We start from the raw sequence: 21,072 nt of genomic DNA on the forward strand, positions 1-21,072 counted from the left end.
CATCCACCGCGGCCGCCAACGAAAGGTGCAGCCATGTCCGTCACGGACGCTCCCACGGACCGAATTCCTCTCACCGCCGCCCAGGAATTCCTGCGCATGTTCGACGCGGGCCCCACCGACGGCCCGTTCGGCCCGCTCTACCACGTCGTCGGCGCGTGGCAGGTCGAGGGAAGTCTCGACCTCGACCTGCTGCGCCGGGCGCTGTACGACGTCGTCGCGCGGCACGAGGCACTGCGCACGGTGGTCGTCCGTGACCAGGATCCACCGCACCAGTCGATCCAGCCGCCGACCCAGCCCCGCCTCACGGTGCGCGAGCTTTCGCCGGCCGGGGACCGTCAGCGGCAGATCGAGGAACTGCTCAACGAGGTCGAGGCCGAGGGCAACGACGTCAACGAACTCCCGTTGGTCCAAGCGGTCCTCGGCCGGTTCGGCGAGCACGACTCGGTCCTCATGCTCAACGCGCACCACACCGCGGCCGACGCGTGGGCGATGGACCGGATCGCGGGCGACATCGGCGCCTGCTACCGGGACCGGAGCGCGGGCAAGACCCCCGAGCTGCCGGAAACCCTGCAGTACCAGGACTACGCGCGCTGGGAAGGCGAGCATCTGGCGAGCCCGGCGGCGGACAAGGCGCGCGCCTACTGGCGCAGGACGCTGGACGGCGCCGGGGTCACCACGCTGCCCACCGACCTGCCGAGGTCGAGCGGGATCCCGAAAGAGACGGCGTGGCACCGGTTCCGGATCGACGCCGATCTCGTCGCGGCGACCACGGAGCTGGCGAGCAAGACGAAGTCGTCGCCGTTCATGGTCCTGTTCACCGCGCACCAGCTCCTGCTCCGGAAACTGACCGGGGTGACCGACGTCGTCACCCCGACCTTCACGCCGGGCCGCGGGCACAGCAGGTTCCGCGACACCGTCGGCTCGTTCGTCAACTTCATGCCGCTGCGCACGGATCTGCGGGACTGCGTCACGGTCGGCGACGCGATCGCGCTGACCCGGCGGGTCTGCGTCGAGGCATACTCGCACGACATCCCGTTCATGCACCTGATGGCGGAGGCCCCGCAGCTGATGGTGCCGGCGATGGACGAGCACCGTCAGGTCGGCGCGTTCCAGGCGCTCCGGTCGCCGCATATGATGAAGGCGGTCGAGGTGGGCGACCTCAAGTTCACGAAGCTGTGGCGCCGCGAGCTCTCGCAGCCGGTGGGTTCCGACGTCCCGGACGGCATCCTCTGGACGCTGCACCTCGGTCCTGGCACGGACGCGGTCGGCAGCCTCGGGTTCAACACCAACCGGTTCACCGCCGACACCATGTCGGATCTGCTGGCCGACTACCTGACCGTGCTGCGCAAGGTCGTCACGAACCCCGACGCGACACTGGGTTCGCTGTGACCGCGCCCGGCACGCGCCCCTTCACCGGGGACGAGTACATCGAGAGCCTCCGTGACGGCCGGGAGATCTACCTCTACGGCGAGCGGGTCAAGGACGTGACGGCCCATCCCGCGTTCCACAATCCCGTGCGGATGATCGCCCGGCTCTACGATTCCCTGCACGCGCCGGAAACGCGCGACGTGCTGACCCGGCCGACCGACTCCGGCGACGGCTACACGCACCGGTTCTTCACCACGCCGCACAGCGCCGAAGACCTCGTCGCCGATCAGCAGGCGATCGCGACCTGGGCCAGGGCGTCCTACGGGTGGATGGGCCGCAGCCCCGACTTCAAGGCCTCGTTCCTGGGCACGCTCGGCGCCAACGCCGACTTCTACGAACCCTTCGCCGACAACGCGCGCCGGTGGTACCGGGAGTCCCAGGAGAAGGTGCTCTACTGGAACCACGCGCTGGTGCACCCGCCCGTCGACCGGGATCGCCCGCCGGACGAGGTCGCCGACGTCTTCGTCCACGTGGAGAAGGAGACCGACGCGGGCGTCGTGGTCAGCGGCGCCAAGGTGGTCGCGACCGGATCCGCGCTCACCCACTACAACTTCCTCGCGCACGTGGGCCTGCCGATCAAGGACCGCAAGTTCGCCATCATGGCCACCGTGCCGATGAACGCACCCGGCCTGAAGCTGATCTGCCGTCCTTCCTACAGCGCGTCGGCCGCGGTCATGGGCAGCCCGTTCGACTACCCGCTCTCCTCGCGGATGGACGAGAACGACACGCTCATGGTGCTGGACAAGGTGCTCATCCCCTGGGAGAACGTCTTCGTCCACGGCCACCTCGGCAAGGTCCAGGTGTTCTCCAGCCAGTCGGGGTTCATGGAGCGCGCCGCGTTCCACGGCTGCACCCGGTTCGCGGTCAAACTCGACTTCATCGTCGGGCTGCTGATCAAGGCCCTCGAACTGACCGGCACGCTGAACTTCCGCGGCGTGCAGACCCGTGTGGGCGAGGTTTTGGCCTGGCGCAACCTTTTCTGGGGGCTTTCGGATGCGGCCGCGCGCAATCCGGTGCCGTGGAAGAACGGCGCGGTGCTGCCCAACCCGCAGTACGGCCAGGCCTACCGGTGGTTCATGCAGCTCGCGTATCCGAAGATCAAGGAGATCATCCAGCAGGACGTCGCGAGCGGACTGATCTACGTCAACTCCACCACGGACGATTTCCGCAATCCCGAGGTCCGGCCGTACCTCGACAAGTACCTCCGCGGCTCGCACGGCGCCGACGCGGAGGAACGCGTCAAGGTGATGAAGCTGCTCTGGGACGCCGTCGGGACCGAATTCGGCGGCAGGCACGAACTGTACGAACGCAACTACTCGGGCAACCACGAGTCGGTCCGGCTCGAGCTGCTCGCCGGCCAGCGCGCGGGCGGGCAACTCGACGAATACCGCGAGTTCGCCGAGAAGTGCCTCGGCGAGTACGACCTGAACGGCTGGACCGTGCCGGACCTTTCGTCCTTCGACGACCTGGCCCGGATGCGCTCCACGATGTTCAACAGCTGACCCTCCCCCTCCAGATCCCCTCCGGCTCCCCTTCACCGGAGGGGATCTTTCACGTCCGCCCCATCACGCGTGTGCGCACTCCGATCACGCGAGTTACGCCTCTGATCACGCGAGTTACGCCTTCGCGCGGGGTTCAGGGTCGCGAGCTACTCGAGACGCGCATCAAGCCCCGAATGTCCACAAGGGGGACACTTTCCAGCGGTGAAATGTCTGATCGATGGCTAGATGTGCGGTTCACGACCCCTACACAAAACGCCCGAATCAGGCACCGCTACCTGGAAAGTGTCCCCTGTGGACAGTCGAAAAAGCGCCAGGCCACTCTGACGGGCCAACCCTCGACACTCACCTGACCAGCGGATATGCGACGTTGCCGGGACACTGGCACAACGAAGGGGCCTTCACCTACTGGGGCTCACGCGGCCGCGGCGGCCACCAGCAACGAAGAACGCGGACCGCGGTGGACCTCCACCAGGTCGAAACCGCCCTCGACGAGCAGCCCGCGCCATTCCGCTTCCCCGCGTTCGCGCCCGCCGAGCAGCACGAGCATGTGCAGGTCGAGCAGTTTCTCGGGATGCGGCCGGTCGTCGTCGGGAATGATCTGTTCCAGGATCAGCAGCCTGCCGTGCGGCGGGATCGCCTCCCGGATCCGGCGGAGGATCAGGACGGCGTCCTCGTCGCTCCAGTCGTGCAGGATCTGCGCCAGCAGATAGACGTCGGCGCCGCCGGGGACCGCGGCGAAGAAGTCCCCGCCGACCACCTCGCAGCGATCGGCGACGCCGGCGCCGTGCGCGGTCAGGTCGGCGTGCTCGACGACGTGCGGCTGGTCGAACAGCCGCCCGGTCAGGTGACCGTGGCGGGCCAGCAGCGCGCCGATCAGGGTGCCGTTGCCGCCGCCGATGTCCACGACCGACGACGTACCGCTCCAATCCCACCAAGCGGAGTCCAAGAGCGGTTCCATCCGCTTCGCCACCAGGCCCGCCTGGGCCGCGTCGAAATCGGCCGCCTGCTCGGGATGCGCGGCCAGCCATTCGAACAGTGGCTTGCCGAACACGGCGTCGAAACCCGCCTCTCCGGTGCGGAGGGAATGCCCGGCGTCCTGCCAGGCCAGGTACGACTCACCCCGCATCAGCGTGACCAGGTGTCGCAGGGAACCCGGCTGGTCGGATCGCAGGAGTTCGCCGCCCGCGGTCAACCCGAAGGTGCCGCGCGGCTCTTCGACGAACAGGTCCTCGGCGACGAGGACCCGCAGGAAACGGGTCAACGCGTCCGCGTCCACCCTGGCTTCACCGGCGAGGGATTCCACCTCGACCGGCCCTTCGGCGAGTAGGTCGACGACACCGGCTTCGGTCACCGCGAAGATCGCCTGGGAGACGATGTATCCCATGATCTTCCGGCGCAGCTCGCGGTAGTCGCCCTCGTGCTCAGGCAATCCGGTCCCTCCAGTCGTCTTGCCGCGGATGCAGCACGGGGAACAGCGGCCGAGCCGCCGCCTGCTCGAGGTAGGCCGCGCCGGCGGTGCCCCCGGTGCCCGGCACCCTCCCGATGACCTTGAGGGTGATGCCCCAGTGGGTGCGCTTCATCAGCCGCCACGCCGAGTCGAGGCCGCGCATCGTCTCGGTGAGATAGCCCAGTGACGCCGGCCCCGCGGTGGCCAGCCGCGCCTCGTACACCTCTTGCAGCGACGGTCCGGGCAGCTCGATTCCGGCCGTGTCCGGCGGCGGCGGAGCGCTGTACTGCTCCACCAACCGGAACGACCGGGACTGCACGGCGCTGCGGCCGTGCGTGTAGGCGCGGATGATCGCGAACGCGTCCGGCGGCATGGACGTGAGGATCCGGTACAGCATGCTCGTCGCGGTGATCCGCCTGGTCGCGTCCCGCAGTTCGTCCGACGCCGCGGCCGGACGGCCCGCGTCCAGCGCCGCGGTCGCCCGTTCGAGGCAGCGCGCCACCTGCCGGTAGACCACTTCGAACGACTGGATGCTGCGGATGAACATGACTTCGTCGTGCAGCCAGGTCGTCGGGAGCATCGCGAATTCGACCGCGTCCCGCATCGCGGGGGGCGCCACCGACCGCACGGCACGGGACAGTTCGGCGCCGCGCGCCAGGAGATCGTCCCTGCCGAGATCGCGGATCGCGTTGTCCCCCAACGGATTCGCCGGAACGAGGCCGCGGGCTCGCGGGGCGAGCTCGTCGGCCCGCGCCAAGGCGCGCAGACACGCCTTGACGCGGACCTGCTGACGCAGCAGATCGGGCTCCTCGACGAGGGCCGACGTCTCGTAGCGCAGCAGATCGGCCAGGAGGACGACCTGCAGGGCGTCGAGTGTGTCGTCGACCACCTCGCCGGAGCCGTACGAGTCGGCCAGGAGATTCAGCAGCGAGACACCGGCGTAGGTGTCGTAGTCGCCGTCCTCCTGGTCGACCGTGCTCGGCAGCCACTGCCGGAGGACCAGCGCGCGGGCGTCGTCATGGCCCGCGGGCAGCACGTCGCGCGCCGCCCGCAGGGTGGCGACGAGGCCGGGGTCCGCGTGGTTGCGGCCCACCGCCTGGAAGTGCCCGAGGACCGGCCGGTAGGGGAAGGACCCCGCGGACGCGCCACCCCGCCACCACCGGTGGAGGCGATCGAGCGCCTTGACCGGAGACCGGTGCCTCCCCGGGCGCCTGACGCCCCCCACACCGACACCGTCCCTTATGGACGACGCATCCACCGCTTCCACCTGACGTCCTCTCCTAGTCCGCCGCCCACCCGGTGTCCCGCACGTGCCACAGCGCGGGAAAGGACGGCTTGAAAACGGATTCACGCAGGTACGCGGCACCGGTGGAGCCACCGGTGCCGGTCTGGTCCCCGATGACCCGCCTGGCGAGCACGGAGTGCCGGAACCGCCATTCCTGCAGCAGCTGGTCCAGATCCACGAACCGCTCGCAGATCTGTGCCGCCACCCCGTCGTCGCGGTACGCGGCGCGCAGCGCCTTCTGGATCTCGGGACTGTCCGGAGCCACCCGCGCGCCCCGCGGCGCCGGGAGATAACCCGACGCCGCGAGGTAACGAAGGAGGGAATCGAACAACGCGGGCTCCCCGAGCCTGCCCTCGATCCGCTTGCGATCGGGGCTTCCCGGCGAGAACTGCTCGGCGGCGAACCGGTCGCTTCGGCCGAAGACGACCTCGATCTCCCGGAACTGCGCGGACTGGTGCCCGCTTCCACCGAGCAACTCACGGAACGCGTCGAACTGTTCCGGTGTGATCGACTCGAGTACGTCGATCTGGGTGATCAGGACCCGGATGATGGACCGGGTGCGCCTGAGCGCCCGGAGGGCGGGGCCGTCGGCCGCCGAGGCCAGGCTCCTCTGCGCGTTACCGAGCTCGTGCAGCAACTGCTTGAACCACAACTCGTGGATCTGATGGACGATCACGAAGAGGAGTTCGTCGTGCTGTTCGGTTTTCGGCCGCTGGATCGCGAGGAGCGTGTCCAGCGCCAGATAGGTGCTGTACGCGGTGTCGTTGGACCCCTCGACGGTCGTCGCCTCGCCCGGAGTGGTGACGGCGACGTCTTCCGCGTCGCCGTCACCACGGGGTTCAGCTGACGTGCTCGCGGACAACTTCCGCAACCTTCTCGAAGAGGCTGTAGTCGCCCATCGTGATGCGGTTCTTGTTGACCGCGATGGCCGTACCGGTCGCGATGTCGATCGAAGCCGCCGACCCGTTGAGACCACCCGCGCCGAACTCGTTCGGGGTCTCGGTGACGTTCTTGAACGGCATGCCGAAGTCGTAGCCCAGCGTCTTGGTGGCGGGGAAGCCGAAGATCTGGTCTTCGTCCGTCGCCGCGGGCTTCGCGACCTCGTGGAGACGCTCGTCCGAGATGAGCCGGACGCCGTCGACCTCGCCCGCCAGCGCCGCGAACACGCGGGCCACGCCGCGCGCGGTCATGGTGCCGCCACCGGGGACGTTCGCCTTGAGGTAGCCGGGACGGTTGTAGATGTCGGCCTGCGGCGCCACGCCCAGCGGGACGGCCTTGAACAGCGGCATGTCGGCGGGCATGGAGGCGAGTGCCTCGGCCGCGCCCTCGACGTCCTCCAGCTTGGCCACCCGGCCCAGCTCCGACTCCGGCACGCCGAAGAAGACCTCTTTCGAGATCCCGAGCGGGCCGGCGACGACCTCGTCCAGCACCTCGTCGATCGGCTTGCCGGTCTTGCGCCGCACGACCTCGCCGATGATGTAGCCGAAGCTGAGCGCGTGGTAACCGGTCTTGGTGCCCGGCGTCCACCACGGCTCGGAGCCGGCGATGAAGGAGCAGACCGCGTCCCAGTCGGCGAGGCCCTCGGGGGTGATGTCGCCCGGCATCTCCGGCAGCCCGATGGTGTGGGAGAGCGCCTGGCGCAGCGTCGCGTTCTCCTTGCCGTGCGCCGCGAACTCCGGCCACGACTTCGCGATCGGCTCGTCGTAGTCGATGACGCCGCGCTCGGCAAGGACGTGGACGATCGTGGAGGTCAGGCCCTTGCCGGTGGAGGTGGCGAAGAACAGGGTGTCCGGCGTGACCGGCGTGTTCGACTCGGCGTCGGTCACCCCGGCCGCGGCGTCGACCACCAGCTTCCCGTTCTGGTAAACGGCTGCCTGCACGCCTCGCTCCGCGCCGGATGCCACGGCCTCGTCGAGTACCTGCTGGACTTTCGCCTGAATGTCACTCATCGGTTTCCTCTCTGAAGATTCCCGAAATAGGAGTCCGAATCAGGACGACCTCATAGGCCGCCTCGAAGCGAACGATAGGGTCGCCCGATTCGGTGAAGCATCTCCTTGGTTGCTGCATTCCGACCTACGCCTCAGGCGGCACGGGTGTCGGTCTGCGGCGATGGGTCGCCGGTAACACTCAATGGGGTGACAGGTGCCTTGGTGCGACGGTGCCGCAACCGCTGCGCGGGACGTTCGACCAGGTAATAGCTGAGCGTCGCCGCGATCACGGTGAAGCCGAGAACGAACGCGAGCATCGGCCAGAAGCCGGTCGTACCGCGGAAAACGATGTCGTGCACGGCCTCGACACCGAAAATGCTGCCATTGGCGAACCAATATTCGACGATCACGACGTGCCAGAGGTAGATACCGAACGAAATCTTGCCCGCGAACCGGATCGGCCGATTGGCCAGCACCCGCTCCTGGAACTTCGACGTGGCACCCGGCACCGAAAGCGGCAGCACGAGCAGCACCGCGAAGGCGAGGCCGAGGAAGAAGCCGAGGAACTCCTGCAGCATGGCGGGAACGTCACCCATACCGGGGATGCCGATGGGCTTCCAGGTGTAGACCGCGAACAGCGCCAGCGCGACGACCCAGAACAGGTTCGGCCGCTTGAGCACCATGCGATAGATCGCGGGCTTGCGCGGCGCGACCTCCGCGTAGGCCGCCAGAACCGCCAGCGCCATGCCGACCGCGAACACCGGGAAGAAATAGATCGGCCAGAACCACAGCTGGGACGGCGCGGTGAAACCCGGGAAGTTGGTCAGCAGGATCCAGCCGAAACCGATCAGCGAGAAACCGGCGAGCGGGATCAGCATCCGGCGAGCGCGCTGTGCCGGCGTCGCACCGTTCCGCGCGAATCGGTGTGCCATCCAGCCGAGAATCGGCATGAGCAGATAGAACGTGAATTCGGCGGGCACCGTCCACGTGTGCTCGAGCCCGATGACCGGCTGACCTTCCCACCAGAAGAAGTGCAGCATGGTGAGCGGGCGCAGAATGTCACCGGCGCCGTCGATCGCCGTGAAGTTGATCGTGAGCAGACCGACGATCACCAAGACCCAATACCCGGGAAGAATGCGCAGCGCGCGTCCCCACAGAAAGGACTTCGTCGACGGCTTCTTCGTCCCGAGTACGGTGTTCCGCGCATGTGCGCGGAAAAGAAACATGCCGGACATCACGAAGAACGGCGGCAAAAGGATCATCAGGCCGTCGATTAAGACACCCCAGAACGGGTGGCCGGGCTGATCGATGAAACTGGCTACTCCGGTCATGAAGGCGACGTGATAGAGCAGAATCCCGAGTGCGAGCACCCCGCGAAGTCCCTCTAATGTCCCGACACGCCCGGCCTTTCCACTGGACATGATTATGGCCCCTCTGCTGATCGGCCCGGTTATTACGCGATTAATCCTGTCCGAATCGCCGGTTTGATGACGTCTTCTGGACTGCGCCCTTGGCGCCATACCCCATGGGCCGTACGGACCCTGCGCCACAGCCGCTCACGGTCCGCGTCGGACAGGTCACCGAGACCTATTCCGAAGACGTCGCCGAGCGCCTCGAACCATTCCTCGCGGCGGGCCAGTTCGACGGGACCGGCGTCGGCGCCGTCCCCGATCCGGGAGAGCACGCACCCGCGGAGCGCGTCCGCCCCGGTCGCGTCCCGGCGATGCGCCGAGAACACCTGGACGAACCGGGAGTCCGGCGCGGATGAGAGTGCGACGTGCCGGGCCGCGAAATCCGCGGGCACCGCCGGTTCCGACCGGAAGTCCATCGCCACGAAGGCCCCGGCGGGGTCGTGGCCGAACCGCCACCCGTCCGGGATCACCGGCGACGGCCGGAGGTCGTAGGTGAACGGGCCCTGCCGGTACACGCCGGCGACCAGCGGCAACGGCTCGTGGAGCGCGTCGCCGAGGCCGACGTCGACCAGCCACTCCCCGCCAGGGTTGTCCTCACCGGGCAGGTCGCGCACGGTCAGCGCGTGATGGTTGCCGAGCGCGGGCATGGGGTGGTCCGGGCGGATGAGGACGGCGCCGCGATGCCGCCGCACCCGGTACCCGAGCGCGTCCAGCAGCGCGCCGAACGCCCCGTTGAGCACCAGGCAGTACCCACCCCGGCCGAGCCGGACGACCCGGTCCGCGCTCGCCCGAGGATCGACCGAGGTGAGCCTGCCGAGGTGGATGTCGACCGTCTGATAGGCCACGCGCTCGACATGGGCGCGGTGCAGTGCCCGCAGTCCGTGCGGCGAAGGATGGCGCTCGTCGAGCACCCCGAGCCGGGCCAGGTAGCCGGCGACATCCACCTCAAACATCGTGAGGCTTCCTTTCCCCGCGCAGCGCGCGCCGGTCGAGCTTGCCCGACGGCGTCTTCGGGATGACGTCGACGAACCGGAAGTCGTGCGGGCGCTTGTGCGGCGAAAGGTTCGCCTTGGCGAAGTCCCGCAGATCCTCGACCTCCAGCGGATCCGAGGTGATGACGTAGGCGCGCAGCTTCGTCAGTCCCTCCTCCTCGTAGCCGACCACCGCGCAGGACACGACCGCCGGGTGCGCCTGCAGGGAGTTCTCGACCTCCGCGGGCGCGACCCACACGCCGCGGACCTTGAGCAGGTCGTCCGCGCGGCCCCGGTAGTAGAAGTAGCCTTCGGCGTCCCGCTCGAAGAGGTCCCCGAACCGAATGGTGTTCTCCGCGACGAACGTCTCCGCGGTCTTTTCCGGCGCACCACGGTATTCCTTCGCCGACGTCGGGCCGACGAGCTCCAGCCGCCCGATCTCGCCGTCCGGCACCGGCTGTCCGTAATCGTCGACCAGGCTCGCCTGGTACCCGGGCACGAGACGCCCCAGGCTGCCGCTGCGGATCTGCCCCGGCTGGTTGGAAAGGTAGGCGTGGTACCCCTCCGCCGACCCCAGGCAGTCGATCACCTCGACCCCGAAGACCTCGTTCCACCGCCGGTGCAGGTCGGGCGGCAACCCCTCACCCGCGGAAAGACAGGCGCGCAGCGAGCTGAAGTCCTGGTTCGCCGCGTCGGGATGGGCGACCATCGCGCTCATCATCGTCGGCACGTTCACCAGGATCGTCGGCTTGTGCCGCGCGATGAGTTCGAAGATCTTCTCCACGGTGGTGCGCTCGTTGAAGATGATGCCCGTCGCGCCGACCCGGAACGGATAGAGCGCGACCATGTCCCGCGCGTAGCCGAAGAAGAGCTTGGGCACGGCGAGCACGACGTCGTCCGAGCCCAGGTCGAGCACGCCGCGGGCGAACCAGTCGTAGTTCAGCAGCGGGCTGCGCGTCGGATGCGGGCACGCCTTCGGCGCACCCGAACTGCCCGAGGTGAACTTCCAGATGGTCTCTTCGTCGCTGAGGGTCGCGACGGCCTCGAGTTCGGCGGGCCAGTCCGCGGCCATCTCGTCGAAGGCGCATTCGTCGTCCCGCAGTTCCTCCGCGTCCACTCCGGCCACGAGGAGGTTCTTCGCGCCCGCCTCGCGCATCTTGTCCACTGTGGACGCGTCGGCCACCACGACGGCGGGCGACACGTAGTCCAGGTAGTAGCGGAAGTCCTTCGGGTGCAGGAAACTGTAGATCTCCGCCGTCACCGCGCCGATCTTCTGCGCGGCGAACCAGCTGGCGACGAACTCGACGCCGTCGTTGAGCGCGAGCAGTACCCGGTCGCCCCGGCGGACCCCCATGTGCCGAAGCGCGTGCCCCACCTGATTCGTCACGGCCTTGAGCTCGCCGTAGAACACCGGTTCGCCGTCGTCGATCAAGGCGATCCGGTGATCCTCGGCGTGATCGAGGAAGTACTCGGTGACATTGAATCGTTCGGGCACGTCTTCGACACGTATCCGGTCGTTCATGTGTGATTCCGTTCTCTCCCCTAGATGTGGATCGGTCATTCCCCAGGCCCCCCAGGCCCCCCAGGCCTAGGCCCCCAGCGAGATCACGAACTTCCGCACGTCCTCCACCAGAAGTCCCGGCTGCTCCAGCGCGGCGAAGTGGCCACCCTGGTCGTATTCGGTCCACCGCGCCAAAGTCGGCAGGCTGAGCTCCGCGAACTTGCGGACCGGCCGGGTGGCGTCGGCGGGGAACACGGCCACCCCGACCGGCATGGACAGCGGCCACGGCCCGCCCCACGTGCTGATGAACTGAGGGGTGAGATGTGTTGTCTCGTAATAGATCTGGGCGCTCGAACCGGCGGTCCCGGTGAGCCAGTAGAGCATCACGTTGGTCAGCAGGTCGTCCCGGTCGAAGACCTCTTCGGGCACCGTCGTCGAGCCGCTCCACTCCTGGAACTTCTCCACGATCCAGGCCAGCTGCCCGACCGGCGAATCGGTCAGCGCGTAGGAAAGGGTCTGCGGGCGGGTGGACTGGATCTTCTGCCAGCCGATCCCGTCGTCGGCGAACCACTGGCCGTGTTCCAGCCGTGCGAGGTCCTCACTGTCCAGATCCGCCATCGCCGCGGGATCCGGCGGCGGGAAGGTGACGAGCATGTTGAGGTGCACACCGGCGACGTGCTCGGGATCGGCGAGCCCGACCTGCAGCGAGATCACGCTGCCCCAGTCGCCACCCTGCGCGACGTACCGGTCGTAGCCGAGCTGGCGCATCAGTTCCGCCCACGCGCGCGCGACCCGCGGCACGTCCCAGCCCTCCTGACCGGTGGGGCCGGAAAAGCCGAAGCCGGGAATGGTCGGGATCACCAGATGGAAGGCGGGATCCCCTTGGGTCAACGGTTCGACGATGTCGAGGAATTCCACAAAGGACCCGGGCCAGCCATGGGTGAGCAGCAAGGGTGTCGCGTCGGGGCGCGGCGAACGGATGTGGAGGAAGTGGACGTTCGCGCCGTCGATCTCGGTGGTGAACTGGGGATGGCGGTTCAACCGCGCCTCGGCCGCCCGCCAGTCGTATCGGGTGCGCCAATATTCGGTGAGCTCCCGCAAATAATCCAGTGGGACACCGCGTTCCCATCCGGAGACGGGACCCGCGTCCGGCCAGCGGACGTTGTCCAGCCGCCGGGCGAGGTCGTCGAGCTGGGACTGCGGAACATCGATACGGAAAGGACGCACGGCTCGTACCCGTCTGTCTGGGAGCTGGCCGGTGGGGAAGACGGCGCTCGGTTCGAGGTCTGCGGGAACGGGATTCCCTGTACTCACCATGATTCCGAGCGTCCGGCGGCCGTGCGTCTTCATTCCTGCCTTTCGGGGCGGGGCCGTCCGCCGAATTCGTAGGCCGCCCGTTGTGGCAAGGTCGGTCCCGTGGACAAGGACGCGTACCTCGAAGGCGCGATCAAGGACGTGCTGAGCGGTGACGACGCGGCGCTCGACGACCGGATCGCGCACGCGGCGCTGCTGTTCGCCGTTTCCGGGGCGATGGCGGAGGCCGACAGGCTGATCACGCATTGGCACGCCCTCACCGAACGCCCCGTCACCGCGCTCGTTCCCGGTGCGGTGCGGGCCCGCGCGTGGGCGATGCTCTTCGAGGCGCGAGGGGCGCGGCCGGAGTGGGCCGCGGCGCTGACTCCGCTCGATCTCGACGCCGAGGAACGCGCGCACGAGGACTACCTCGCCCGGCGGGCGTCCGATCTCGACGGTCTGCTCGGCGGCTCCCCGATCGGCGAAGCCGTCGCGCATCTCGGGCCGTCGCGCCCGGACCGGTTGCGCGAGGCCGTCGCGCGAGGCGATCTGGACGCCTGGGCGGATATCGCGTCGCGCCAGGCCCGCCCCGACGTCGCCGTGCTTGCCGCGACACGACGGCTCGCACCCCGGCTGGTCGCGGGAGCCGACCCGCTCGGGCTCGGCGAGTGGCCGGAAGTCTGCGCCGGGGCTCTGGTCGCGGCGCTGTACGAACGCCACCCGCCGGACACCGGCTCCTGGCGCGAAATGATCGCGGGCATCCTCCGGCTGCGCGGCGGCGGCACCGCTCCCCCGGCCGCGTCCCTTCGCACCATCGGCGCCGCCGAAGCGCGGCTAGGGCTCCGGCTGCCCGACGACTACCGCGAGTTCCTGCAGACCTGCGACGGCCTGCCCGCCGACGTCGTCTTCCCGCGGCTGCTCGGCACGGCCGAACTCCGCGCGGAAGGCGGTGTCGTCGTGATCGCGGAACCGGCCGTCGTGCTGCTGACGGCCGCCGGCGACGAGTGGCGGACGGTCGAGATCGACCCGGCGCTGGGCACGACGGTGCACCCGACGTTCCGGGCGCTGCTGGAGCGGCACCTGCTCCTTCTGGCCCAATCCGCGTAGGCGCCGGGCCGATTCGGTCCGGCTCCGCGGTCGTGTCGTCCGCCGGATCACGCGTGTCGTCCGGTGAATCACGCGAGATCGCCGGTGCCGGACCTCGTGAGGCTTCCGGGCGACTTCCCGGCGGCGTGTCGCGAAAGCCACTTTCGGGACATCAGACGTCGCGAAAGTGGCTTTCGCGACGCCCGGATGGCGGCCACCACTCACGAGGCGTCAAGCTTCGCCGCGCTTCTTCCGCTCGGTGTACTCCCGCATCCGCTTCGGGTAGCCGACCCGCGCCACCTCGTACACGGGGATCGACCGTTTGTGACCGAACTGCTGCGCCGCGTCCAGGCTCTCGATCCGGCGCCGGGTCCACTCGCCGTCGTGGGCGATGAGGACGACAGTGGTCTCCGTGACGTTGGTCTTGGGCTCGACATAGGCTTCGACACCGGTCCTCGAAGAGGCCCACTCTTCCAGGTGCTTGAAGTCGTTTGAAGAGGCTTTTCGCAGCGTACCGGGCTTTTGCCCGCCTTTGGAGCGCCGGCGCAGCGAGTCGAACAGACCCACTCCGACCACCTCACTTCCCACTCTCGTCCAGTGTCCATTATCCCGACCCGGGTGTGTGCTCACCGTGGCGACCCGGGCGGGTCGTGTCCCGTGGGTCACAGGACGCGGCCTAGGTCGCAGCCTCTCCACACGTAGTGACAAGATGGCAAGTGTCCGCGCGCGCGTATACCGCGCGAAGCGGCGCCAGAGCACCACCCCTACCGCTTGCCGAGGAGTTATTGAAGTGACCGACACCTCCGCCGACCTTGTGATCCTGGGTGGCGGATCGGGCGGCTACGCCGCCGCGTTCCGCGCGGCCGAGCTGGGCCTTTCCGTCACCCTGATCGAAAAGGACAAGCTTGGCGGGACGTGCCTCCACCGAGGCTGCATCCCGACCAAGGCCCTCCTGCACGCGGCGGAGGTCGCCGACGAGACCCGCGACGCCGAGACCTTCGGTGTCAAGGCCGTGCTGGAAGGCATCGACATCGCCGGCGTCAACAAGTACAAGGACGGGATCGTCTCTCGCCTGTACAAGGGCCTCCAGGGCCTGGCCAAGGCGCACAAGGTGAACCTCGTCGAGGGCACCGGGACGTTCGTCGGCGGCACGACCGTCGAGGTCGACGGCACCCGCCACACCGGCAAGAACGTCATCCTCGCCACCGGCTCGTACTCGAAGACGCTGCCCGGCCTGGAGCTGGGCGGCCGCATCATCGCGAGCGAGCAGGCGCTTTCGCTGGACTACATCCCGAAGAAGGTCATCGTCCTCGGCGGTGGTGTCATCGGTGTCGAATTCGCGTCCGTCTGGGCGTCCTTCGGCGTCGACGTCACCATCGTGGAGGCGCTGCCCCGCCTGGTCCCGAACGAGGACGAGTACGCGTCCAAGCAGCTCGAGCGCGCTTTCCGCCGTCGCAAGATCGCCTTCAAGACCGGCGTCCGGTTCACCGGCGCCAAGCAGGACGACAACGGCGTCAGCGTGTCGCTGGAATCCGGCGAGACGCTCGAGGCCGACCTGATGCTGGTCGCCGTGGGCCGTGGCCCGAACTCGGCCGGGCACGGCTACGAGGAGGCCGGCGTCAAGATGGAGCGCGGCTTCGTCCTCACCGACGACCGCCTGCGCACCAACCTGCCGAACGTCTACGCCGTCGGTGACATCGTCCCCGGCCTGCAGCTCGCGCACCGCGGGTTCCAGCAGGGCATCTTCGTCGCGGAGGAGATCGCCGGCCAGGAGCCGCGCGTGATCGACGAGAGCGGCATCCCGCGCGTCACCTACTCGCACCCCGAGGTCGCTTCGGTCGGCCTCACCGAGTCGCAGGCGAAGGAGAAGTACGGCTCCGACGTCACCACCTTCACCTACGACCTCGGCGGCAACGGAAAGAGCCAGATCCTCAAGACCTCCGGTGGGGTCAAGCTGATCAAGGCTCCGGAAGGGCCGGTCGTGGGCGTGCACATGGTGGGCGACCGCGTCGGCGAGCTGATCGGCGAAGCGCAGCTGATCTACAGCTGGGAGGCGTTCCCCGAGGACGTGGCTCCCCTCATCCACGCGCACCCCACCCAGACCGAGGCCCTCGGTGAAGCGTTCCTCGCCCTCGCGGGCAAGCCGCTGCACGTCCACAGCTGACGTCTCACCGTCGAAGAACCAGACCAAGCAAGACATATCAAGGGAGTCAGCGAACGATGGCCTACTCCGTCACGTTGCCGGAGCTCGGTGAGAGCGTCACCGAGGGCACCGTCACCCGGTGGTTGAAGCAGGAGGGCGACACCGTCGAGGTCGACGAGCCGTTGCTCGAGATCTCCACGGACAAGGTCGACACCGAGGTCCCGTCCCCGGTCGCCGGCAAGGTCGTGAAGATCAGCGCGCAGGAGGACGAGACCGTCGAGGTCGGCGGCGAGCTCGCCGTCATCGACGACGGGACCGGCGGGGTGCCGGAGTCCTCCGGCTCCGCCGAGCCGGCCGCCGAAGAGGCGCAGCCCGAGCCGGAGCCCGCGCAGGAGGAGGCCGCCGCGCCGTCCCAGCCGGACACCGCGCCGGCTTCGGGCGGCGAAGGCACCGAGGTGAAGCTGCCCGAGCTGGGCGAGAGCGTCACCGAGGGCACCGTCACCCGGTGGCTCAAGCAGGTCGGCGAGAGCGTCGAGGTCGACGAGCCGCTGCTCGAGATCTCCACGGACAAGGTCGACACCGAGGTCCCGTCCCCGGTCGCCGGCACCGTGCTGGAGATCCGCGCCGGCGAGGACGAGACCGTCGAGGTCGGCGGGGTGCTCGCGGTGATCGGTGCCGCCGGTTCCGCCCCGGCCCCGAAGGCCGAGCCCAAGCCGGAACCCAAGCCCGAGCCGAAGCCGGAGCCCAAGCCGGAACCGAAGCCCGAGCCCAAGGCCGAAGCGGCTCCCGCGCCGAAGCCCGCCCCGGCTCCTCAGGCCGCCCCGGCTCCCAAGGCCGAGGCCCCGAAGCCGGCGGCGAGCAGCGACAACGGCTCGGACAACGCGCCGTACGTGACGCCGCTGGTCCGCAAGCTCGCTTCGGAGCACGGCATCGACCTGTCGTCGCTGACCGGCAGCGGTGTCGGTGGCCGCATCCGCAAGCAGGACGTGCTCGCGGCCGCCGAGGCCAAGCAGAAGGCCGCCCCGGCTCCGGCCGCGCAGCCCGCTGCCGCCGCCCCGGCCCCCGCCGCCGCCCCGTCGGCTCCGCGCAAGGCCGCGGTTTCGCCGGAGCTCGCGGCTCTGCGCGGCACCGTGCAGAAGGCCAGCCGGATCCGCCAGATCACCGCCACGAAGACCCGCGAGTCGCTGCAGGTTTCCGCGCAGCTCACGCAGGTCCACGAGGTGGACGTCACGAAGATCGCCAAGCTTCGCCAGCGGGCGAAGGCGGCCTTCAAGGAGCGCGAGGGCGTCAACCTGACGTTCCTGCCGTTCTTCGCGAAGGCCACCGTCGAGGCGCTCAAGCAGCACCCGAACGTCAACGCGTCCTACAACGAGGACACGAAGGAGATCACCTACCACGGTGCGGTGCACCTGGGAATCGCGGTGGACACCGAAAAGGGTCTGCTGTCGGTGGTCATCCACGACGCGGGTGAGCTCAGCCTCGCCGGTCTCGCGCACCGCATCGCCGATCTGGCGGGCCGCGCGCGTTCGGGCCAGATCAAGCCGGACGAGCTGTCGGGCGGCACCTTCACGATCACGAACATCGGCTCCAACGGCGCTCTGTTCGACACGCCGATCATCGTGCAGCCGCAGTCCGGCATGCTCGGGACCGGCGCGGTCGTGAAGCGCCCGGTCGTGATCGCCGACGCCGACGGCAACGACACGATCGCCGTCCGGTCGATGGCGTTCCTGCCGCTGACCTACGACCACCGCCTGGTGGACGGGGCCGACGCGGGCCGCTTCGTCACGACGATCAAGCAGCGTCTGGAAGAGGGCACCTTCGAGGACGAGCTCGGTCTCTGATCCTCCGGTAGTCCGTGAAGGCCCTCGTCCCGCTTCGGCGGGGCGGGGGCCTTCTTCTTTGTCTCGTTTGACAACCCTCCAGGACTCTAGTATTCCGGAATTACGGAAAACAAGAGGGAGGGTCTCACCATGCTGACCAGACGCCATCTGCTGGCGGGCGCCGCCGCTGGTTCGGCCGCGTTGCTGCTGCCGGGAACCGCGGCCGCGGCCCAGCCGGAGACGACGACCGAACAGGGCTGGCTCGACTGGATCGCCGCCCACCGCGGCGACGTCTCCGTCCTGATCGACGACGGCGCGGGTCGCCGCGCCTCGCGCAACGCCGACGTCCGGCGTGTTCTGGCCTCGTCGATCAAGGTCGTGCATCTCAGCGCGTACGCCGAAAGCCGGCTCGACCCGAAGGAACAGATCCGGGTGGGCGACTGGGACGCCCACCATCCCTTCGTCGCCGATGGTCGCGCGCATTTCCAGGCGCTCACCTGGCTCGGCGTCCCTTGCGACGACTACGGCATCGCCAAGGATCCCGAACAGCGTGTCCCCCTGGCCAGGCTTGCCGAAGCGATGATCCTCTTCAGCGACAACGCCGCCACGGACTATCTCCGCACCCGCCTCGGCGATCCCGCCCTCCGGCGGGCGGCGGCGCGAGGCGGCTGGTTCCGGCCGGACACCCGATCGCTGAGCGGCGAGGTCCTGATGCTGATGATGCCGGAATACGCGCCTCCACCCGGCAGTCCGGTCGCCGTCCGGCGGGCGATGGGCGACGCCGTCGCGCGCCGGTTCGTCCGCGATCCGGGATTCCGTGCCGAAGCCTTCAAGCGGTGGCCCGACATGCCCGGCACCTCCGACGCGCAATGGCCGTGGGTCAAGGGGCACGGCCAGGGCTCGGCGTCGGATCTGTTCTCGCTTCACCGCAGTATCGCGAAGGGGCTCTACACACCCGCGCGCGAGATCCTCGCGAAGCCGCTCGCGGACCGCGTACCGCCTGGAGCGAGCGAAGTGCTCTTCAAGGGCGGAAGCCTGCCGCGTTCGCTGACGCTCGGGCTTTCCGTCCGCTGGCCGGGCGGGCGCTCGGGCACGGCGGCCGTCCTGTTCACCGGCGTGAGCGACCAGGACATGCAGAACGCCCTGCCGCTCATCGACCTCGTACTCGCGGCGCTGTCCAACCCGGCCCGGTTCACCGCCCTGGAACGAGCGCTCCGCTGAGCGACGGTATAGATAACCGGTATGAACGCCGAGTTCGCCGACCGGATCGCCGCCCTCGAAGCACGGGTCGCCGCGCTGGAAAACCAGCACGGCGAGCACCAAGCCGAGCCCGCGACGAGCCCCGGCGGGGTGGTCGGCTATCACGGCGAGCTGACCGAGCCGTTCGAACTGAGCTGGGCGATCACCGTCACGCCCGGTCCGATGCTGGCGTTCGCGGACGGGCCGCGGGTCGAAGTGCTCGCGGCCCTGTCCAGCACCGCACGGGTGGCACTCGTGCGGACGCTGGCCGAGAAGGGCGCGCAGACTGCGCCCGCCCTGCAAGAGGCCGCCGAACTCGGCTCGCCGGGCCAGCTGTACCACCACCTCAAGGCGCTGACCGGCGCCGGGATCGTGGAGCAGGACAAACGCGGCAGTTACCGGCTCCGGCCCGCCGCGACGATCCCGGTGCTGGTGCTGCTCACCGCCGCGTCCGACGTCGCCGGGCAACTGAAGAACCTGAGCGTGCGCCCGGATCGCGGATAGGACACGATCGGATCATGCGAGTTCTGATCGCGGGCGCGAGCGGACTGATCGGCACCTCACTCACGACACGGTTACGCCGTTCCGGGCACGAAGTGGTCCGTCTCGTCCGCCGGGAGGAGCGGGCGGCCGACGAACGCCGCTGGGATCCCCCCGCCGGCGAGATCGCGGACGGGGCGCTCGACGGGGTCGACGCCGTCGTGAACCTCGCGGGAGCGCCACTGCTGCCCGGGCGCTGGAGCGCGGCCCGCAAACAGGTCCTCCTCGACAGCCGGGTCGAACCCACGGAGGTCCTCGCGGAAGCCGTCGCCGAACACGGCATCCCCGTGCTGGTCAACGCCTCCGCCGTCGGCTACTACGGCGACGCCGGTCCGTCCCTTGTGGACGAAACGAGCCCGGTGGGCCGGGGTTTCCTCGCCGAGCTCTGCACCGCGTGGGAAGGCGCCACCGAGACCGCGGCCACCGCCGGCGCCCGGGTCGTGCGCATCCGCACCGGGCTGGTGCTCGCGCGCGAAGGCGGGCTACTGGACGTCCTGCGGCCGCTGTTCCGCTTGGGGCTGGGCGGAAAACTCGGTGACGGCAAGCAGTACATGCCGTGGATCTCGCTGGACGACGAGGTCGGCGCGATCGTTTTCGCGCTGGAGAACGAAACGCTGTCCGGCGCGGTCAACCTCTCCGGCCCGCAGCCCGCCACGAACGCCGCCTTCACGAAGGCGCTGGGCCGCGCCGTGCACCGGCCGGCGATCTGGCAGGTGCCCGGTTTCGCCATGAAGTTCGCGCTCGGGCAGGCGGCCGAGGAGATGGCGCTGTTCGGGCAGCGCGCGATGCCGCGTGCACTGGAGGAGGCGGGCTACGCGTTCCGCCATCCGACCCTCGAGGACGCGCTGGCCGCCGCGACATGACCGTGCGGAGCGGTCTGTACACCCTCGCCGGGTTCCTCCTGCTGCTCGGCTTCGTCGTCCTCGGCCTGTCCGTCGACGAGCGGCCGCCGCCGGTGGACGTCGCGCTCGCCGACGCGTTCCGCGGCCAGCACACCCGGCCCGCCGGTCAGGTGGCGGGCCTGGTCACGAACGTCCTCGGCCCGGTCCTGCCGTTCGTGCTGGGCGCGGTGCTGGTGGTGCTCGCCTGGCGCCGCCGGGACCTGACCGTGTTGTGCGTCAAACTCGCCGTCGTCCTGCTGCTGTGCCGGATGACCAGCCTGATCGCGAAACCGCTCTTCTACCGGGAGCGGCCGCGCGAGTTCCCCGATCTGAGCTATCCGAGCGGGCACGTCGTCGCCGTCGCGTGCACCGGGTTCGTCGCGGTACTGCTGTGCGCGTGGACCCGTCCGCGTCTCACGCGCCTGGCGATCACGATCGCCGCGGCGGCGACGGTGGCCGGCGCCCTCTGCCGCATCGTGCTCGGCGTGCACTGGCTGACCGACACCGCGGGATCCGTGCTCGCGGTGGGCGGTGTCGGCCTGATCGCGGCGGCCGGGCTGGGCCTGCTCCCCCTGCCGAAAGACCCGGCGTAGTGT

At 69.1% G+C, this 21,072-nt stretch carries 18 protein-coding genes; 9 read left to right on the forward strand and 9 right to left on the reverse strand.

Annotated elements, in window-relative coordinates:
* Positions 1–33: 33 nt before the first annotated feature.
* On the forward strand, positions 34–1,389 hold the full coding sequence (locus tag DMH01_RS40705; RefSeq protein WP_125684525.1) for a condensation domain-containing protein: 1,356 nt from the start codon (positions 34–36) through the stop codon (positions 1,387–1,389).
* Positions 1,386–2,930 carry a 4-hydroxyphenylacetate 3-hydroxylase family protein gene (locus DMH01_RS40710; protein WP_125684527.1) on the forward strand — a complete coding sequence of 515 codons (1,545 nt, stop codon included), beginning with the start codon at positions 1,386–1,388 and terminating at the stop codon, positions 2,928–2,930. Before DMH01_RS40705 ends, DMH01_RS40710 begins: the two co-directional genes overlap by 4 nt.
* Positions 2,931–3,342: 412 nt before the next feature.
* Here DMH01_RS40710 and DMH01_RS40715 read toward each other — a convergent pair whose 3' ends face one another.
* From DMH01_RS40715 to DMH01_RS40750, 8 genes are all read right to left on the reverse strand, one after another.
* The gene (locus DMH01_RS40715; protein ID WP_233621864.1) at positions 3,343–4,359 is read right to left on the reverse strand and encodes a methyltransferase; all 1,017 of its coding nucleotides are present in this window, start codon (positions 4,357–4,359) and stop codon (positions 3,343–3,345) included.
* Positions 4,352–5,602, reverse strand: a complete 1,251-nt coding sequence (locus DMH01_RS40720; protein WP_125684529.1) for a hypothetical protein — start codon at positions 5,600–5,602, stop codon at positions 4,352–4,354. The genes DMH01_RS40715 and DMH01_RS40720 overlap by 8 nt, the downstream gene beginning before the upstream one ends.
* A gap of 55 nt (positions 5,603–5,657) precedes the next feature.
* Positions 5,658–6,524: a tryptophan 2,3-dioxygenase gene (locus DMH01_RS40725; RefSeq protein WP_125684531.1), complete on the reverse strand. Its 867-nt coding sequence runs from the start codon at positions 6,522–6,524 to the stop codon at positions 5,658–5,660.
* Positions 6,502–7,611: a serine hydrolase domain-containing protein gene (locus DMH01_RS40730; protein ID WP_125684533.1), complete on the reverse strand. Its 1,110-nt coding sequence runs from the start codon at positions 7,609–7,611 to the stop codon at positions 6,502–6,504. Before DMH01_RS40730 ends, DMH01_RS40725 begins: the two co-directional genes overlap by 23 nt.
* A gap of 131 nt (positions 7,612–7,742) precedes the next feature.
* Positions 7,743–9,140, reverse strand: coding sequence for an acyltransferase (locus DMH01_RS40735; RefSeq protein ID WP_158633291.1), 1,398 nt, complete (start codon positions 9,138–9,140; stop codon positions 7,743–7,745).
* Positions 9,044–9,955 (reverse strand): arylamine N-acetyltransferase, encoded by a 912-nt coding sequence (locus DMH01_RS40740; protein WP_125684537.1) that lies wholly within the window; start codon positions 9,953–9,955, stop codon positions 9,044–9,046. The genes DMH01_RS40735 and DMH01_RS40740 overlap by 97 nt, the downstream gene beginning before the upstream one ends.
* Complete coding sequence (locus tag DMH01_RS40745) at positions 9,948–11,495, reverse strand: benzoate-CoA ligase family protein (RefSeq protein ID WP_125684539.1); 1,548 nt, start codon at positions 11,493–11,495, stop codon at positions 9,948–9,950. Before DMH01_RS40745 ends, DMH01_RS40740 begins: the two co-directional genes overlap by 8 nt.
* A 66-nt stretch (positions 11,496–11,561) precedes the next feature.
* A complete protein-coding gene (locus DMH01_RS40750; protein WP_125684541.1) occupies positions 11,562–12,701 on the reverse strand; it encodes an epoxide hydrolase family protein in 1,140 nt (379 codons plus the stop codon).
* A gap of 189 nt (positions 12,702–12,890) precedes the next feature.
* Here DMH01_RS40750 and DMH01_RS40755 point away from each other — a divergent pair, with 189 nt between their 5' ends.
* Entirely contained in the window at positions 12,891–13,874 is a 984-nt protein-coding gene (locus DMH01_RS40755; RefSeq protein ID WP_125684543.1) for an SMI1/KNR4 family protein, read from the forward strand.
* A gap of 210 nt (positions 13,875–14,084) precedes the next feature.
* Here the strand turns inward: DMH01_RS40755 and DMH01_RS40760 are convergent, their stop codons facing one another.
* Positions 14,085–14,429, reverse strand: a complete 345-nt coding sequence (locus DMH01_RS40760) for a hypothetical protein (protein ID WP_020630431.1) — start codon at positions 14,427–14,429, stop codon at positions 14,085–14,087.
* A 214-nt stretch (positions 14,430–14,643) separates the two neighbouring features.
* Between DMH01_RS40760 and lpdA the strand changes: the two genes are divergently transcribed.
* The 6 genes from lpdA (at position 14,644) to DMH01_RS40790 (ending at position 21,069) form a co-directional block, all read left to right on the forward strand.
* A complete protein-coding gene (gene lpdA, locus DMH01_RS40765; RefSeq protein WP_125684544.1) occupies positions 14,644–16,017 on the forward strand; it encodes a dihydrolipoyl dehydrogenase in 1,374 nt (457 codons plus the stop codon).
* A 56-nt stretch (positions 16,018–16,073) separates the two neighbouring features.
* Positions 16,074–17,837: a 2-oxoglutarate dehydrogenase, E2 component, dihydrolipoamide succinyltransferase gene (gene sucB, locus DMH01_RS40770; protein ID WP_125684546.1), complete on the forward strand. Its 1,764-nt coding sequence runs from the start codon at positions 16,074–16,076 to the stop codon at positions 17,835–17,837.
* A 129-nt stretch (positions 17,838–17,966) separates the two neighbouring features.
* The gene (locus DMH01_RS40775) at positions 17,967–19,037 is read left to right on the forward strand and encodes a serine hydrolase (protein WP_125684548.1); all 1,071 of its coding nucleotides are present in this window, start codon (positions 17,967–17,969) and stop codon (positions 19,035–19,037) included.
* Between the two features lie 21 nt (positions 19,038–19,058).
* Positions 19,059–19,559 carry a helix-turn-helix transcriptional regulator gene (locus DMH01_RS40780; protein WP_125684550.1) on the forward strand — a complete coding sequence of 167 codons (501 nt, stop codon included), beginning with the start codon at positions 19,059–19,061 and terminating at the stop codon, positions 19,557–19,559.
* A 14-nt stretch (positions 19,560–19,573) separates the two neighbouring features.
* Positions 19,574–20,458, forward strand: a complete 885-nt coding sequence (locus DMH01_RS40785) for a TIGR01777 family oxidoreductase (protein ID WP_125684552.1) — start codon at positions 19,574–19,576, stop codon at positions 20,456–20,458.
* Entirely contained in the window at positions 20,455–21,069 is a 615-nt protein-coding gene (locus DMH01_RS40790) for a phosphatase PAP2 family protein (protein WP_125684554.1), read from the forward strand. Before DMH01_RS40785 ends, DMH01_RS40790 begins: the two co-directional genes overlap by 4 nt.
* Positions 21,070–21,072: the final 3 nt, after the last annotated feature.

Source organism: Amycolatopsis sp. WAC 04182 (assembly GCF_003947465.1).
Lineage (GTDB): Bacteria > Actinomycetota > Actinomycetes > Mycobacteriales > Pseudonocardiaceae > Amycolatopsis.

Bases quoted from the DNA above. Each gene is read 5' to 3' on its own strand.
- sucB (WP_125684546.1), top strand. From the start codon at position 16,074: ATGGCCTACTCCGTCACGTTGCCGGAGCTCGGTGAGAGCGTCACCGAG.
- DMH01_RS40785 (WP_125684552.1), top strand. From the start codon at position 19,574: ATGCGAGTTCTGATCGCGGGCGCGAGCGGACTGATCGGCACCTCACTC.
- DMH01_RS40745 (WP_125684539.1), bottom strand. From the start codon at position 11,495: ATGAACGACCGGATACGTGTCGAAGACGTGCCCGAACGATTCAATGTC.
- DMH01_RS40730 (WP_125684533.1), bottom strand. From the start codon at position 7,611: ATGAGTGACATTCAGGCGAAAGTCCAGCAGGTACTCGACGAGGCCGTG.
- DMH01_RS40790 (WP_125684554.1), top strand. From the start codon at position 20,455: ATGACCGTGCGGAGCGGTCTGTACACCCTCGCCGGGTTCCTCCTGCTG.
- DMH01_RS40775 (WP_125684548.1), top strand. From the start codon at position 17,967: ATGCTGACCAGACGCCATCTGCTGGCGGGCGCCGCCGCTGGTTCGGCC.
- DMH01_RS40780 (WP_125684550.1), top strand. From the start codon at position 19,059: ATGAACGCCGAGTTCGCCGACCGGATCGCCGCCCTCGAAGCACGGGTC.
- DMH01_RS40705 (WP_125684525.1), top strand. From the start codon at position 34: ATGTCCGTCACGGACGCTCCCACGGACCGAATTCCTCTCACCGCCGCC.
- DMH01_RS40740 (WP_125684537.1), bottom strand. From the start codon at position 9,955: ATGTTTGAGGTGGATGTCGCCGGCTACCTGGCCCGGCTCGGGGTGCTC.